Source organism: Ketogulonicigenium vulgare WSH-001 (assembly GCF_000223375.1).
Classification (GTDB): Bacteria; Pseudomonadota; Alphaproteobacteria; order Rhodobacterales; family Rhodobacteraceae; genus Ketogulonicigenium; species Ketogulonicigenium vulgare.
This window is the reverse complement of sequence record NC_017384.1, coordinates 541,822-558,342: the sequence shown is the minus strand read 5'-3', so window position 1 is coordinate 558,342 and position 16,521 is coordinate 541,822. Positions and strand designations below refer to the sequence as shown.

Genomic DNA, 16,521 nt, shown 5'->3' with positions numbered 1-16,521 from the left:
CGCCAAATTATCCAAGGCTCAATCTGGTTTATCGCCAGAATATGGATAGTTTATCGCCATCAAGGCCGCTTGGCCAGCTAGACCCAAGGATGAAGACAATGCGCGTTTATTATGACCGTGACTGTGATGTGAACCTGATCAAGGACACCAAGGTCGCCATTCTTGGCTATGGCAGCCAAGGCCACGCCCATGCGCTGAACCTGCGCGATTCGGGTGCGAAAAATCTGGTTGTTGCCCTGCGCGAGGGCAGCCCCTCGGCCGCCAAGGCAGAGGCAGAGGGCCTGAAGGTGATGGGCATCGCCGAGGCTGCCGCCTGGGCCGATCTGATCATGTTCACCATGCCGGACGAGCTGCAGGCCGAGACCTATAAGAAATACGTGCATGACAACCTGCGCGAAGGCGCGGCGATTGCCTTTGCCCATGGCCTGAACGTGCACTTCGGCCTGATCGAGCCGAAACCCGGCGTTGACGTCATCATGATGGCGCCCAAAGGCCCCGGCCATACCGTGCGCGGCGAATATACCAAAGGCGGCGGCGTGCCCTGCCTGGTGGCGGTGCACAACAACGCCACCGGCCGCGCGATGGAGCTGGGCCTGTCCTATTGCTCGGCGATCGGTGGCGGTCGCTCGGGCATCATCGAGACGAACTTCCGTCAAGAATGCGAGACCGACCTGTTCGGCGAGCAAGCCGTTCTGTGTGGCGGTCTGGTCGAGCTGATCCGCATGGGTTTTGAAACGCTGGTCGAGGCTGGCTACGAGCCCGAAATGGCCTATTTCGAATGCCTGCACGAAGTGAAGCTGATCGTAGATCTGATCTATGAAGGCGGCATCGCCAACATGAACTATTCGATCAGCAACACCGCAGAATACGGCGAATATGTCAGCGGCCCGCGCATCCTGCCCTATGACGAGACCAAGGCCCGCATGAAAGCCGTGCTGACCGACATCCAGACCGGCAAATTCGTGCGTGACTTCATGCAGGAAAACGCTGTCGGCCAGCCCTTCTTCAAGGCGACCCGCCGCATCAACGACGAACACCAGATCGAGCAGGTCGGTGAAAAGCTGCGCGCGATGATGCCCTGGATTTCCAAGGGCAAGATGGTCGACAAGGCCCGCAACTAACAGATCAAGGGGCGCGAAAGCGCCCCTTTTTCATTCCGGTTGCCACTCAAATTGGCTGTCCAACCCATCCGAGGACAGCAGGCGAAAGCCGCAAGCGGCATAGAACCCCGCCGCCGCACTGTCTTGCAGCGCGATCAGGCGGATCACCTGCCCCATTCCTTGCAAATGCGCGATCACCTGCCGCCCGACGCCCTGCCCCTGATGCTCGGGTTTTAGGTAAAGATGGTCGAGGTAAAGGTGACCCTCGCGCGGGCGCAGCACATAGAACCCCATCAGATCGCCGATATAGATCAGCATGGTGTCCGCAGGCGTGAAATTATCCAGCAGCCGCGCACGGGCGCGGGCCTCGTCGAACCGGCCCACAGCCATCAGGCTGTCGCGCATCGCAGCGACACGGATATCGGCAAGGCGGGCCGCATCCCCGGCCCGCGCGCGGATCAGCCGCATCAGGCCGCGCGCTCAACCGCGGCGACGATATCGTCCACCACCTGTTCAGCCAGCGCCGGATCGACGCTTTCGGCCATAACGCGGATCAGCGGCTCGGTGCCGGATTTGCGGATCAGCAGACGGCCCTTGCCGTCCAAGCGCGCCTCGGCATCGGCGATCACGCGCTGCACCTCATCGGCGTCAAGGGGGGCTGTCCCCTCGCCATAGCGGACGTTTTTCAACAACTGCGGCACCATGTCGAACTGGCGCGCCAGCACGCTTGCGGGTTGGCCGGTCTGCACCATCGCGGCCAAGAACTGCAGCCCCGCCAGCAAACCGTCACCGGTGGTCGCGTAATCGGTCATGACGATATGGCCCGATTGCTCGCCGCCCAGGTTCATGCCACGGTTACGCATCTCCTCGACCACATAGCGGTCACCGACGCGTGTGCGCAGCAGGGCAAGGCCCCGGCCCTCCAGATAGCGCTCAAGCCCGAGGTTCGACATCACCGTCGCAACCAAAGTGCCATGGGACAGACGCCCCTCATCCGCCATGCGGCTGGCAAACAGCGCCAACAACTGGTCGCCGTCCGCAATCTGGCCCTGCTCGTCGATGATCACGATCCGGTCGGCGTCACCATCAAGGCAGATGCCGACATCCGCGCCATGCGCAACGACCGCAGCCGCAGCCGCAGCAGGCTTGGTCGAGCCACAGTTTTCATTGATATTCAGGCCGTTTGGCGTATTGCCCAGCGGGATGACATCGGCGCCCAGCTCCCAGAGCACATCGGGGGCGACGCGATAGCCCGCGCCATTGGCGCAATCGATCACGACCTTTAGGCCGCGCAGATTGAACCCCGCCGGCAGGCCGGCCTTCAGGCGTTCCATATACCGAAAGCGACCGTCATCGATACGCTTGGCGCGGCCGATCTGCTCAGACAGCGCATTCGGGACGCCGCTATCGATCAGGGATTCGATTTCAGCCTCGGCATCATCCGACAGTTTGAACCCGTCGGGGCCAAAGAATTTGATGCCGTTGTCGTAATGTGGATTGTGGCTGGCCGAGATCATGATCCCAAGATCCGCCCGCATCGACGGCGTCAACAGCCCCACCGCAGGCGTCGGCACCGGCCCCAGCAGCAGCACGTTCATCCCGGTCGAGGTCAAACCCGCCGTCAGCGCGTTTTCAAACATATAGCCCGACAGCCGCGTGTCCTTGCCGATCACCACACGGTTCACGCCGCGTTCGGCCGCACGGAAATAGTGCCCCGCAGCGGCACCCACACGCAAAGCCATCTCAGCCGTCATCGGCCAAGCGTTTGAACGTCCACGGATTCCATCAGTGCCGAAATATTTGCGCGACATGCTGCCTCTCACTTCTCTTTTTCGGCCATATGACCGAGAGCCCAAGGCAAGGGCCACTCACATAATATTACAGCCTGGTTTCAGGCAGATTGGCGTCAGTTTGAGGCTGTGCGGATCGGGTCGCGATAGAAACGATGCGCGCCAATGCTGGCGGTGCGTTCAAAGACGCGCGACCATCGCGGGCTGACAGCCGATGTGTGGTAAAATGTAGCGCCATTGGTCAGATCGCGCGGCGCGCCATCCAGCATCGCGCGGGCGATCTGGCCCACTTTGCGATAAGCGGCGCGTTCATTGATCACCTCGGGGCGACCATCGCAGGTATAGGAAAATTGGCAGCTACGCCCGCTGGCGCTGCGCTGGTTGACCACGGTGCAGACGGTATTGGGGAAACCATCGCTATCGACGCGGTTCAGGATCACTTCGGCGACGGCTGCGATACCTTCGGTTGTCTCACCGCGCGCCTCGAAATACAGCGCCTCGGCCAAACAGGCCCATTGATCGTCACCCGAAGCGGTGGCCGCAGCGATGCGGCTGGTCAGGCTATCGGTCTCGGCCTCGGCGCTTGGCGTGATGCGGTTTGACCCGACCGGCGGCGTGTTCAAGACCGCCTCATCTTCCAACGTCTGAGAGTAATCACCCTGATCGAGAAGCGCCCCAAGGCGGCTTGCCACCAGCTCTTCTGCGCCTGCATGACCCGGCGAAATTGCCAAACCAGCGACCAGAATCCCCACCGCAATCCCGTGCCCTAGCACCACGTGACCAGACTGCATTTACCTTCATCCGTCGTTTCACGCAGTCAGCCCCGCGCCGGCTGGAACGAGGTATGCGAGATGAAACGAGGTGTCCAGACATTAACGCAAGTTAAGCAATTCTTGGCCTTCGCATAAATTTACATTTTAATTCATGTAGTTATAAATATTTCCCGCTAGCACTGGGAAAATCATAACGTTCACGAATCGCAAGTTGCGCTGCCGCAAGCCGCGCAACCGGCACTCGAAACGGCGAGCAAGAGACGTAATCGAATCCCTGCGCGCGGAAAAATGCGATGGCCTCGGCATTGCCGCCATGCTCGCCGCAGACCGATAAAGTGACGCTGGGGTGACCCTGTTTGGCGCGCGCAGCCCCGATCTGCAACAGCTCGCCCACCCCCTCGATATCGAGGGTGTGGAACGGGTCGGCGGGGAAAACATGGTCGGCCAGATAGGCGGGCATGAACCGTCCCGCATCATCGCGCGACAGGCCATAGGTCATCTGCGTCAGGTCATTCGTACCAAAGGACAGAAAGGCCACATCCTGCGCAATATCGCTGGCGCGCAGGGCCGCGCGGGGCGTTTCGACCATGACACCCAGACGATAAGTGAACTCAACCCCAGATTGTGCCCGCACCGCACTGGCGATCGCATCGATCTGACTGCGCACGGTCTGCACCTCGCGCCGGGCCGAGACAAGCGGCAGCATGATTTCGGGCGTCACACTCAGCCCGCCGCGTACGACAGCGACGGTTGCCTCGAAAATCGCGCGGGCCTGCATCTCATAGATTTCGGGGACGGTGATCCCAAGGCGGACGCCGCGCAGGCCCAGCATCGGGTTATATTCGGTCAGCGCCTCGACCCGCGCGATGACATCGGCCAGCGGCAGCGACAGGCCGTCGGCCAGATCACGCATCCCGGCACGGTCCGAGGGTAGGAATTCATGCAACGGCGGATCGAACAGACGGATGCACACCGGCAGCCCGTGCATGATTTCGAACAAGCGGACGAAATCCTGTCGCTGCATGGGCAGCAGACGGTCCAGCACTTCGCGCCGTTCGCCGGACGTCGCGGCAAAGATCATCTCGCGCATCATGCCGATGCGCTCGCCCTCGAAAAACATATGTTCGGTGCGGCAAAGGCCAATGCCCTCGGCGGCAAAATCGCGGGCGATCTGCGCATCGCGCGGCGTATCAGCATTGGCACGGATGCCGATATCGCGGCTGGCATCGGCCCATGACAACAAGGTGCGAAAGGCATCGTCCAGCGGCGCCTCTCGCAAGTTGGCCTCGCCGGCCAGCACCTCGCCGGTCGAGCCATCGACCGTGATCACTTCGCCCACGTGGATGACGCGGCCATCGGGCGCGATGACGCGCGCGCCGCGCCGGTCGATGACCAGCCCCGTCGCACCGACGACACAGGGCACCCCAAGGCCCCGCCCCACAACGGCCGCATGGCTTGTCACACCGCCGCGCTGCGTCAAAACCCCCGCCGCCGCATGCATGCCGCGGATATCCTCGGGGGTCGTCTCGCGGCGCACAAGGATCGCAGCCTCGCCGCGCATGGCAGCGGCCTGCGCCTCTTCGGCTGTCAGCACCAGCTTGCCATGGGCGGCACCCGGACTTGCCGCGATGCCGCGCATGATCAGGTCGCGCGGCGCTGTCGGGTCGACCTGCCGGTGCAGCAGCGCGGTGACCGCCTGCACGTCAATACGATGCACAGCCTCGGCCCGCGGGATCACATCGCTTTGCGCCAAATCCACTGCGATCCGCACCGCCGCCTGCACCGTGCGGGGCACACGTACCGCGTCGATAATATGCAGCGCGCCGTTGGAAATGGTGAATTCGATCTGCATCTCCTCGCGCAGGCGCTTGCGGGCGATCTGGCCAAAAGCCTGCAATTGCGCGAAAATCTCGGGGTTCTGCTGTTCCAGCGCGGGGCCGCGCGGATCGCGTGTCAAAAACAGCGCGCCATCGGCCACCATCGCCTCGCGCCCCTGACTTTGGCCAAGGTAGCGCCCGGTGATGCGCGGCGCGCCGGTTTGGCTGTCGACGAATTGAATGACGCCCGCACCGCTGTCGCCCGCGCCAACGCCCAAGGCCATCGCCTGCACGACCAGCCCCAGACCCGCATCGCTGGGCGCACCTTTCGCCTGCCGCAGCAGTCGCGCGGATGTCCCCTCCCACGTGCGCGCCATGGACCGCAACACCTCGGACAGTTGCACGGCGGGATCTTGGGGAAACGGCTCGTCCATTTCCGCCTCGAATGTGGCAAGGGCGATACCCAGTGTATCCAGTCCGGAACGCCCGTCGAAATCAAAGGCGTCGGGATTCAGCCGCGCCACCTGGATCGCATAGGTCTGGATAAACCGCAGATACAGCGCGGTTGCCGCCGCCTCGCCCGCCGTCGCGGTCAGCTTTTGGTGCAGCGCATCGCACATGCCGATGTTCAAGATCGCCCCCGGACCGCCCCAATCGGGATCAAGGCTAGACGGGCGCACCGACAGCAGTGGCGCATCGCCAAAGGGGAAGACAATTGCAGCCATATCCGGCATCTGCCCGCGCGCGATCGCCCGCACCGCATCAAACCCCAGCGCCACCGTAACAGGCACCGGCATTTTCAGGCGGATCAGCCGCTGCAGGCATTTGGCGCGCCCGCCAAACACATCAGGCCGCATCGGGGCGGTTTCGGTGATCAATGTGACGGGGTCGTAATGCGATGCATCAGGCACAGAGGGCCTCCTTCATTCGCCCCTATCTTAACCCGTCACGCCCCGTGGTTCAAAGCCTTGATTCGTCCCCCTTTACGCTGCTGGAACCCCTTGAGCGGATGGGACAATTCGCGAAAAATTCAATGAAATAAGGCGCCTCTTGATTTTTTGACCAATCGGTGACATATGAGAGAGGTCACTCAAGACAGAAAGAGAAGAGTGTGTAATGACTGCCCTGAAGCGCAGCCTGAATTCGTTCGGCGCTGTTCTGGGGGTTATCGGCGCCGCATTTTGTATTCGCGGCTGCTCAGATCACCATGGCTCCTACGCGGGCCTGAACCGTTCCGGACAAGCCGGAAAAGAGTTCGACGTTCATTTCTGACCTTATCGGGATGCCCGCCCATTAGAATTGGCGGCGCGGTAGCCCAGTCAGGTCAGACTCGCAGGTCCCACTTTGGGGATCGCCTTGGCGAGAGACTGCGACGGTTGCAGCACTGATCGAACGTTACCAGAACTACCGCAAGACTATCGTAAGATAGGCGGCCGGTCGGGATCCATTCCCGGTCCGGCCGTTTTGCTTTTGGGGGTCACGGGTTGCTGCGGCACGCCCAGCGGGATCGCCTGCCCCACGTTCAGCCGTGCGACAAAGCTGCTGTCTTTGCTGCTGTCAAAAAAGGCCACATCCAGTGCTGCCGCCTCGACCCCGGAAAAGACCAAAGCTTCGCGCACCGCGCTGGCCAGTTGCGGCTGCGCGGCAGGATCGGCATCGACAAAAGCCAGCATATGGCCGCGCGCGCCGGTGTCATATTCGATTGCAGCCAGCCAAGCCGCCCGCGCCAGCACGCCCGCATGGGTCAGACGCGCGGTCAGCGCCTGCATCAGCCCGGGCGGCATCTGCGCGGGGGCCGCGATTTTACGGGGGCGCGCGAAATCGGATTCCGGCTGCGCCGCCAGTGTGTCCGCCAGCCAATCCACCCCTTCGGGCCCGATCATCATGCTAGAGGGCGCGCTATCGAGGTTCACGCCAAGACCGATTCCCTGGCCCGCGATCATCTCGACCAGACCGCGCCCGGCGAGACCGGCATAGGGCACCGCCCCGCCCGCAAATGCGGCAAGGCGTGCCTCGCTGTCAAAGACCAAAATGTAATCCACGCCTGCGACATTGAACACGGCGGGGCTGACGCTTTCGCCTTCAGGCTCGCCCTCCAGCATCAAAAACAAAGCGCTATCGGCCAGCACCGCATAGAATTGCAGGCGGCGCGCATCATCATCGGGCGCGGCCTGCATCTGCGCATGGGCTTGATCCAGCGCGCTGAGGTCACTCATTGCGGCTTTTCCACCGGGCCCAGTTGATGCACATCGGCCGAGGATTCCAGCGTCTCGGCGGTCTCGATCGGCAGCGTATCATTCGACAGCTTGTTCATAATCTCGCGCTGATCGCGGGTATAGGCCGCGCCCGCCAGCAAGATCAGTCCCACCGGCGTTGTGATCATGACAAAGATGCCGATGATCAACTCATGCAGCAGCACCTCGCCCGCGATGACCGAAAAGAAGATCATCGAGGCCAGCGCAATCCCCGCCGTGCCCCAGCTGGTGCCAAGGGTCGGCGCGTGCAAGCGGTCGTAAAAGTTCTTCAGCCGCACCAGACCCAGCGCGCCAACAAAGGTCAAAGACGATCCGACCACCACCAGCACGGCGATCAAAATTGCGACCCAAACGGGCAGATCAGCGCCGGTCATTCGATCACCTCGCCGCGCAGCAGGAATTTCGCCAAGGCGACCGTGGTGACAAAGCCAAGGATGGCGATGATCAGCGCGGCCTCGAAATAGTAATGCCCGCCGGTGCGGATCCCGGTGACCAGCAACAGCAACATCGCGGTGATATAGATCGTATCCAGACCCAGCACGCGATCTTGGGCACGCGGGCCGGTCACGCCGCGCCAGCCCGCCAGGATCAGCGCCAGACCCAGCATGATCTGCGCATAGGTCACCGCCCAAAAGAGGATGGTTTCGCTCATTCGTAGATCTCCATCAGAACCCGCTCATATCTTTCTTGGATCTGCCGCCGCCATTCGTCCTCGTCGACAAGGTCAAAGACATGGATCAGCAGCCGCCCGCGTTCGGGATCGTGCCAGATCCAGGCCGAGCCCGGCGTCGCCGTCAGGATCAGCGCCATGACCATCAGGCCAAAGCGGTCGGTCAGTTGCAAATCCATCTCGATAAAGCCGGATTTGCGCGCGCCTTGGCGGCCTTTGGTGACGATCAGCCAGAACACGGCAGCATTCGAGCGGATGATATCGGCGCCGACGACAAAGAACAGTTTCACCAGCGGTAGCCAGTTCTTGATCCGCCGCTCGCGCGGATAGACTAGGCCCAGCGACCAGCCTGCCAGCAGCGCAATACCAAGGCCCAGCAGCAGATGCCCGACGCTGAAATCGTTCAGCGTCATCCAGACCAGCGTCAGCGACAGGGTCACCATCGGATGGGGGATAAGTTTACGCACCGTTTCCTCCTGCAGCTGCGACGGGTTGCTGTTCTGCGACGGGGCCTTGCAGATCCTCGACCCGCGGCGCGGTGATGACGCCGTCGATATAAATCGTCGGACGCGCCAGCGCGCGTGCGGTGATCTCGGTATAGCGCATGACCGGATGGGCACGCACGGCAAGGATCACCAGCAATACAACCAGACCGACGATGGGCAGCAGCTCTTGCAGGCGGACCTTGGACATCGGCTCATCATCGCCCCAGAATGTCTGCATCCCGATCCGCACCAGTGCGATCATCGTGGCAAAGCCCGACAGGATCACAAGGAAGGTGAACAGCCACATCCATTCCGACGGCATTCCGCGCCCCAAGCCGCCCGGGTTCAGCCCGCCCGACAGCATGGCGAACTTGCCGATAAAGCCCGGCAAAGGCGGCATCCCCGACAGCACCAGCGCCACGGCAAAGAACGCCACCGCCAGCACGGTCAGCACGGCAGGAATGGCAACGCCAACCTCGCCCGATTCCGAATCGTCCTCGGGCTGATCAACGCCGTAAGCATCAGCGGTCAGCGCAAGGATGGCCGCGATACCGCCCTGCCTGCGCTGCAGCACCTCGTCCAGCAGGAATAGCGCGGCCGTGGCGAGGGTCGAGGCGATCATATAATACATCGCGCCGCCCAGCATCGACATGCCGCCACCACCGATGGCAAAGCCGATCACCGCGATCAGCGTCGCCGATGTGACCTGCACCGAATAGCCCGCCATACGGCCAAGGCTTTGCGATGTCATGACACCCGCAGTGGCATAGATCAGCGACAGGATGCCAATGGCGATCAGCACCTCGGCCCCGAAGCCGGCGGAAAGACCGCCGCTTTCCCCAAACAGCAGCATCGACATGCGCAAGATGACATAGATGCCGACCTTGGTGAGGATGGCGAACATCGCCCCCACCGGCGCCGGCGCCGCCTGATAGGTCGGCGGCAGCCAGAAGGACAGCGGCCACGCGCCCGCTTTGATCAAGAAGGCGATCCCCAGCACACCTGCCGCCGCGTGCAGCAAGGGACGGTCGGCATCGCTGATATTCACGATCCGCGTCGCCAGATCCGCCATGTTCAGCGTGCCGGTGACCCCGTAGATCAGCGAGACGCCGATCAGGAACAGCAGCGCGCCGACAAGGTTCACCGCGATATAATGAAGACCCGCCCGCACCCGCAGCTGCCCCGAGCCATGCAGCATAAGGCCATAAGAGGCCGCCAGCAAAATCTCGAAGAAAACGAACAGGTTGAACAGATCGCCTGTCAGGAACGCGCCGTTCACGCCCATCAGCATGAACTGGAAGATCGAATAGAAATGCTGCCCCTTACCGCCCCAACCGGCAGCGGAATAGACCAGCGCCGGGATCGAGACCAGCGCCGTCAGCACCAGCATCATCGCCGACAGGCGGTCGACCACCAGCACGATGCCAAAGGGCGAGGCCCAATCGCCCAGCAGATAGAAACCGATCGAGTTGCCACCCGTCAGTTCGGACCCGCGCGCGCACCAGCAGCTCGATCCCGATGACCAGCATCGCAAGGGCCGAGCCAAGGCTCATGATCAGTTTTGCGCGCCGCTGACGGTCATCATACAGCAGCATCAAGGCGCCAATGACCATCGGGATGACGATCGGCGCGATCATCAGGTGTTCAGGTGATGCGCCCATCAGTTGGTCTCCTTGCCGTCAACGTGGTCAGTGCCGGTCAGCCCGCGCGAGACCATCATCACCACCAGAAACAGCGCCGTCGTGGCAAAGCTGATGACAATGGCGGTCAGCACAAGGGCTTGCGGCACCGGGTCGGCGAATTGGGTCGGATCGACCGGCCCGCCTTTGGTCATGATCGGGGCTTTGTCGACCCACAGCCGTCCCATGGCAAAGATGAACAGGTTCACACCGTAAGACAGCAGGCACAGGCCGATAATCACCTGGAATGTGCGGGGGCGCAGCACCAGCCACACACCCGACGCGACGAGAACGCCGATTGCAGTTGCAAGAACGACTTCCATCAGGCGACCTCCTCGTCTTCTTCTTTGGCACGCGCCTCATCCAATTCACGCGCCCGCGCGGAACGCAGCGATTGGTGGGCGATTGCGATCAACATCAGCACGGTTGCGCCCACGACCAGCAGGAACACCCCAAGGTCAAAGAACAGCGCACTTGCCGCAGGGACGCGGCCGATGATCGGGATATCCAGATATTGCGAATGGGCGGTCAGGAAGGGATAGCCAAACAGCCATGCCCCCATCCCCGTCGCCGCCGCAATCAGCAGACCCCAGCCAATCCAGCGGATCGGCAGCACCGTCAGTCGCGATTCAATCCAGCGCACATTCGCCGCGATATATTGCATCAAGAACCCGACGGCCAAGGTGACACCGGCAGCAAAACCGCCACCGGGCAGATCGTGACCGCGGAAGAACAGATAGGCCGAAAGTGCAATCGTCGGCGCGAACATCCACTGCATCACGATGGCCGGCACATACAGGAACTGGTCCAGCATCTTGGGATCGGCACCGATTTGTTCATCCGGGCGACCGGCAGCCTCTGGCGCGGGGCGGAACCGCCGCAGCAGCGAAAAGACGGTCAGCCCGACGATGGCTAGAACGGTGATCTCGCCGAACGTGTCAAAGGCGCGGAAGTCGACCAGAATGACATTCACCACATTGGTGCCGCCACCCTCGGAATAGGCGTTTTGCAAGAACCAATCGCCGATTGTATCCACTGGCGGCGATAGCATGACCCACAGTGCCACGATTGCGACACCCCCGCCGCACGCCACCGCAATCACCAGATCGCGCGTCCGCCGCAGGTGCGAGCGTAGAGCCCCGTCACCTTTGATCGGCTCGCGCCGCTTGGGCAGCCAGCGCAGACCCAGCAGCAGCAGGACGGTGGTCACAATCTCGACCAGCAGTTGCGTCACGGCCAAATCGGGCGCGGACAGCAGAGCAAAGGTCATCACCGTGCACAGGCCCGCGCCGCCCAGCAGCACCAGCGCCGCGAAACGGTGGTATTTCGCCTGCCACGCCGCCGCGACAGCACAGGTCGCACCCACGATCCACAGCATCGCAAACGGCAGGTCAAAGCCGACGCCGCCCAGAATATCGGGCACCGGGCGCGGCACGCCCCAGACCGACCACGCCGCCACAAGGAAAGCGACCAGAATGATAATCACCAACTGTGACTGCAGGCGGTCACTGGCAAAGGTCGACAGCAGCCGGCGCGGCACGCGCCACGACAGGATCAGCAGCAGCCGGTCAAACACGCGTTGCCCGCGCAGCGGGTGGATCAAGGGCGGGCCATCGGGCCCTTCCTCGATCTGGCGACGGAACGTCAGATACAACAGCGTGCCGCCGATCAGGGCAATCGCGCTCATCATCAGCGGCGTGTTAAAGCCGTGCCACAGCGACAGCGAATAATGCGGCGTCGCATCGCCCAGCACCGACAGCACCGCCACCTTCAGGATCGGGGCAATGGTTTGATAGGGAAAACAGCCCACGGCCACGGCCAGCAGCACCAGGATCTCGACCGGCAGGCGCATCAGGCGCGGCGGCTCGTGCGGGGTTTTGGGCAGGCTGGTCGCATCGGGGCCAAAGAACACCGACAGGATCAGGCGCAGCGCATAGGCGGCAGAGAACAGCGAGCCAATCGTCGCAACCCATGGCAGCAGCGCGGCAAATTGGCTGCCGTTATAGGGCTCGATCGTTTCGGCAAGGAACATTTCCTTGGAAATAAAGCCTGACAGCAGCGGCACGCCCGCCATCGCGGCAGCCGCCAGTGCGGTCAGCACAAAGGTTACCGGCATCAATCGCCTGAGGCCGGACAGGCGCCGCATATCGCGGGTGCCCGCCTCGTGGTCGACGATACCTGCGGCCATGAACAGGCTGGCCTTGAAAATCGCGTGGTTGGCGATGTGGAAGATCGCGGCGACAATGGCGGCAGGGGTGCCAAAGCCCGCAAGTGCGGTGATCAGACCCAGATGGCTGATCGTCGAATAGGCCAGCAGACCTTTCAAATCATGGCGGAACAGCGCGACAAAGGCGCCAAAGGCCATGGTGACCATCCCGACGCCGCCCACCGCATAGAACCACAGATCGGTCCCACCGATAGAGGGCGCAAACCGCACCATCAGATAGACGCCCGCCTTCACCATCGTCGCCGAATGCAGATAGGACGACACCGGCGTTGGCGCGTTCATCGCGTTTGGCAGCCAGAAATGGAACGGGAATTGGGCGGATTTTGTGAACGTGCCCAGCAGAAACAGCGCGAGGATGACAGGGTACAGGCCGTGATCCTTGATCACGCCGCCCGCCGCCAGAATGCGGTCGATATCATAGCTGCCAACCACATGGCCGATGATCAGCATCGCGGCCAGCAGGCATAGCCCGCCCAAACCCGTGACGATCAGCGACATCCGCGCCCCATCGCGCGCGCCTTGCAGGTGGTGCCAATAGGAAATCAGCAAGAAGGATGTGATCGAGGTCAGCTCCCAGAACACGACCAGCATGATCACATTGCCCGACAGCAGCACGCCCGCCATCGCGCCGGTAAAGGCCAAGAGGCTGCCAAAAAAGCGGGCCGAGGGATCTTTGGGCGACAGATAGAACCGCGCATAGATCACCACCATCAGCCCGATGCCGAACACCAGCAGCAGGAACATCCAGCTAAAACCGTCCAAGCGGAACAACAGGTTCAGCCCGATACTGGGCACCCATTGGATCTGGCTGCGCAGCGCGCCGCCATCTTGGATCAGTGGATAAAGCGACAGCGTGATCACCAAACCTGCGGCCATGACGATCGCGGCAAGCCATGCTTCGGCGTTTCTGGCATGGGTTCCCAGCGAGACGGCCAGCAATGCGCCCGCAAAGGGCAACACTGTCAGCACCAGCAGCAGGTTTTGTTCTATCATTCGGCCACTTCCCCCCAAGCCACGTGCATCATAACGCCACCCACGACGCGGGCCACGCAAATGACAGTTTAAGCACTGTCACAGCTCCCCTCGGAACCTAACTTGCCTAAAAGCAACAGTCTGTCGCTGTGCTGCAACAGACATCCTGATGGGAGCGCCCAAAAACTAGGCCAGCCCGCCCCGATTGTCGAGTGTCAAGGCGGCAAAAATGTGCAGATTTGCACATGAATTTTCATATCTTAACAATCGCATTGCACGTTTAGCGCTAATTACGCCCTAGCCGGCGGCAACGCGTCGCAATCGCAACGCATTTGCCACCACCAAAACAGACGAAAGAGCCATCGCGCCCGCCGCAAGCGCGGGCGACAGCAGCCAGCCAAACGCCGGATAAAGCACACCTGCGGCGACCGGGATCAGCAGCACGTTATAGCCAAAGGCCCAGAACAGGTTCTGCCGGATATTTGCCATCGTCGCCCGCGCAATCTGGCGCGCGCGCAAGACGCCCGCGATATCGCCGCTCATCAGCACAATGTCCGCGCTTTCAATCGCGATATCAGTGCCATTGCCGACGGCAAGGCCGACATCCGCACTGGCCAGCGCCGCTGCGTCATTGATGCCGTCCCCGACAAAGGCCACGGGGCCACCCTCGCGCAGCGCCAACACCGCGTCGCGCTTGCCCTCGGGCAGCACCTCGGCCAGCACCTCGTCAATCCCGAGGGTTGCGGCCACGCGGCGCGCATTGGCCGCCGCATCGCCCGAGATCATCACCACCCGCGCGCCTGCCGCCCGCAGCGCGGCGACAGTATCGGCGGCATGGGGCTTGGCCTGATCCTCGACCGTCAACAGACCCGCAATCTTGCCCGCCTTGGCGATCAGCACGGGGGCGCGCCCCTCGGCGGCCAGCGCGGTCAGGCGCGCGGCGATGGGGGTCAGGTCGATGCCTTCATCCGCCATCAGACGCTGGTTGCCGATGACAAGACGCTGGCCCGCAACCATGCCCGTCACGCCCAGACCGGGCAGCACCTGCAGATCACGCGCCTCGGGCAGCGTGCGACCCGCTGCGGCGGCGGTGATGGCAGCAGCGGTCGGATGTTCGGACAGGCTTTCCAGCGCGGCAACCTCGGCCAGCAGATCGCCGTCCGCCAGCGCTTCAAAATCTGTCAGCACAGGCTTGCCGGCGGTCAGCGTGCCGGTTTTGTCAAAGGCATAGGTCTTGATCCCCGCCAGCCTTTGCAGCGCATCGCCCTTGCGAAACAGCACACCCAGCTCGGCCGCGCGGCCAGCGCCGACGATGATCGACACCGGCACCGCCAGCCCCATCGCGCAGGGACAGGCAATGATCAGCACCGAAACGCCCGCAACCAAAGCATGGCTAAGGCGCGGCTCGGGGCCAAAAACCAACCAGACCAACACTGCCCCCGCCGCCAGCACCATCACAACCGGCACGAACCATAGCGTGATGCGGTTGACCAGATCTTGGACAGGCAGACGCGCGCCTTGCGCCTCTTCGACCATCGACAGGATGCGCGACAGCACCGTATCGCTGCCGGTGGCGGCAACCTCCATCCGCAGCATACCCGCACCATTGACGGTGCCGCCGGTCAAGCTGTCGCCAGTGGTTTTCGCGGCGGGCATCGGCTCGCCTGTGATCATGCTTTCATCGACATGCGAGGTGCCCGAGATCACCCGCCCATCGGCGCTGATGCGGCTGCCGGGGCGAATTTGCACGATATCGCCAAGGCGCAGGTCAGCAATCGGCAGCTCGACCACCTCGCCCGCGCGCTCGACCAGCGCGGTGGCGGGGCGCAGGTCCATCAGGCGGCGAATGGCCGCGCCTGCCCGACCCCGCGCCCGCGCCTCTAGCCAGCGACCGGCGAGGATCAGGGTCACGATGACACCCGCCGCCTCGAAATAGACCACGCGGCCAGATGCGGGCACCAGCCCCGGCAGGAACAGCACGAAGGTCGAATAGAGCCACGCCGCCCCCGCCCCGACGGCCACCAGCGCATTCATATCTGGCGCGCCGTGCAGCAGCGCGGGAATGCCACGGCGAAAGAACACCTGCCCCGGCCAAGCCAGCACAGCGGTAATCAGCAGGAATTGGAACAGCCAATTGGTCAGCGGCAGTTCTGTAAAACTGGTGCCGTGATCATGCGCTGCGGATGTCAGCCCGACCCAGCCCAGCAAATGCGAGCCCATTTCAATGGCGAACACCGGCAGCGTCAGCGCAGCGGCGATGATCAGGTTGCGCTGCAAGGCGGCCGCCTCAGCCGCGTCGCGATCCTCGGGTGCGGCGTCCACCTCGCGCAGGCGGGCATCATAGCCCGCGCGTTTCACCGCGGCGATCAGACGATCCGCATCGCGCGACAGATCATCCAGCTGCGCGCTGCGCGTGGCAAGATTGACAGTGGCATTGGACACGCCCGGCACTTTGGCCAGCGCCTTTTCCACCCGCGCGACGCAAGAGGCGCAGGTCATCCCCTCGATCTCGAGGGTGCGGTGGGTCAGCGTTGCGGGATAACCCGCCTTGCCCAGCGCGGCCGTCAGCGCATTGGCGACAACGGAGGCCTCTGCGCCATCGGCGAGGGTCACACGGCCCGCATGGGTCGCAAGGTTCACATCCGCAACCGCGACGCCCGGCACGTGTGAGAGCACCTTTTGCGCCCGCGCCGAACAAGATGCGCAGGTCATACCTTCGATATGAAAGGTCAGATCCATGGGGCACCTCCTTT

At 62.7% G+C, this 16,521-nt stretch carries 14 protein-coding genes; 2 read left to right on the top strand and 12 right to left on the bottom strand.

The window, feature by feature from the left end:
* The first annotated feature begins 41 nt into the window (after positions 1-41).
* A complete protein-coding gene (ilvC, locus tag KVU_RS02705; protein WP_148225657.1) occupies positions 42-1,121 on the top strand; it encodes a ketol-acid reductoisomerase in 1,080 nt (359 codons plus the stop codon).
* Positions 1,122-1,151: 30 nt separating this feature from the next.
* Here the strand turns inward: ilvC and KVU_RS02700 are convergent, their stop codons facing one another.
* From KVU_RS02700 to KVU_RS02685, 4 genes are all read right to left on the bottom strand, one after another.
* Positions 1,152-1,568, bottom strand: a complete 417-nt coding sequence (locus KVU_RS02700) for a GNAT family N-acetyltransferase (RefSeq protein WP_013383794.1) — start codon at positions 1,566-1,568, stop codon at positions 1,152-1,154.
* A complete protein-coding gene (gene glmM / locus KVU_RS02695) occupies positions 1,568-2,911 on the bottom strand; it encodes a phosphoglucosamine mutase (protein WP_014537565.1) in 1,344 nt (447 codons plus the stop codon). Before glmM ends, KVU_RS02700 begins: the two co-directional genes overlap by 1 nt.
* A gap of 95 nt (positions 2,912-3,006) precedes the next feature.
* On the bottom strand, positions 3,007-3,681 hold the full coding sequence (locus KVU_RS02690) for a cell wall hydrolase (RefSeq protein ID WP_420537776.1): 675 nt from the start codon (positions 3,679-3,681) through the stop codon (positions 3,007-3,009).
* A gap of 139 nt (positions 3,682-3,820) precedes the next feature.
* A complete protein-coding gene (locus KVU_RS02685) occupies positions 3,821-6,337 on the bottom strand; it encodes a putative PEP-binding protein (RefSeq protein WP_014537564.1) in 2,517 nt (838 codons plus the stop codon).
* 259 nt (positions 6,338-6,596) lie between these two features.
* Here KVU_RS02685 and KVU_RS16085 point away from each other — a divergent pair, with 259 nt between their 5' ends.
* On the top strand, positions 6,597-6,752 hold the full coding sequence (locus tag KVU_RS16085; RefSeq protein ID WP_013383790.1) for a hypothetical protein: 156 nt from the start codon (positions 6,597-6,599) through the stop codon (positions 6,750-6,752).
* 143 nt (positions 6,753-6,895) lie between these two features.
* Here KVU_RS16085 and KVU_RS02680 read toward each other — a convergent pair whose 3' ends face one another.
* From KVU_RS02680 to KVU_RS02645, 8 genes are all read right to left on the bottom strand, one after another.
* Positions 6,896-7,696, bottom strand: a complete 801-nt coding sequence (locus KVU_RS02680) for an SseB family protein (RefSeq protein ID WP_013383789.1) — start codon at positions 7,694-7,696, stop codon at positions 6,896-6,898.
* Entirely contained in the window at positions 7,693-8,109 is a 417-nt protein-coding gene (mnhG, locus tag KVU_RS02675; RefSeq protein ID WP_013383788.1) for a monovalent cation/H(+) antiporter subunit G, read from the bottom strand. Before mnhG ends, KVU_RS02680 begins: the two co-directional genes overlap by 4 nt.
* Positions 8,106-8,387: a K+/H+ antiporter subunit F gene (locus tag KVU_RS02670; RefSeq protein ID WP_013383787.1), complete on the bottom strand. Its 282-nt coding sequence runs from the start codon at positions 8,385-8,387 to the stop codon at positions 8,106-8,108. The genes mnhG and KVU_RS02670 overlap by 4 nt, the downstream gene beginning before the upstream one ends.
* Positions 8,384-8,872 carry a Na+/H+ antiporter subunit E gene (locus tag KVU_RS02665; RefSeq protein WP_236953139.1) on the bottom strand — a complete coding sequence of 163 codons (489 nt, stop codon included), beginning with the start codon at positions 8,870-8,872 and terminating at the stop codon, positions 8,384-8,386. Before KVU_RS02665 ends, KVU_RS02670 begins: the two co-directional genes overlap by 4 nt.
* Positions 8,865-10,436, bottom strand: a complete 1,572-nt coding sequence (locus tag KVU_RS02660) for a monovalent cation/H+ antiporter subunit D (protein WP_236953138.1) — start codon at positions 10,434-10,436, stop codon at positions 8,865-8,867. The genes KVU_RS02665 and KVU_RS02660 overlap by 8 nt, the downstream gene beginning before the upstream one ends.
* A 114-nt stretch (positions 10,437-10,550) precedes the next feature.
* On the bottom strand, positions 10,551-10,892 hold the full coding sequence (locus tag KVU_RS02655) for a Na+/H+ antiporter subunit C (RefSeq protein WP_013383783.1): 342 nt from the start codon (positions 10,890-10,892) through the stop codon (positions 10,551-10,553).
* Positions 10,892-13,789: a monovalent cation/H+ antiporter subunit A gene (locus KVU_RS02650; protein ID WP_014537563.1), complete on the bottom strand. Its 2,898-nt coding sequence runs from the start codon at positions 13,787-13,789 to the stop codon at positions 10,892-10,894. The genes KVU_RS02655 and KVU_RS02650 overlap by 1 nt, the downstream gene beginning before the upstream one ends.
* Positions 13,790-14,065: 276 nt before the next feature.
* Positions 14,066-16,507 (bottom strand): heavy metal translocating P-type ATPase, encoded by a 2,442-nt coding sequence (locus tag KVU_RS02645; protein ID WP_014537562.1) that lies wholly within the window; start codon positions 16,505-16,507, stop codon positions 14,066-14,068.
* Positions 16,508-16,521: the final 14 nt, after the last annotated feature.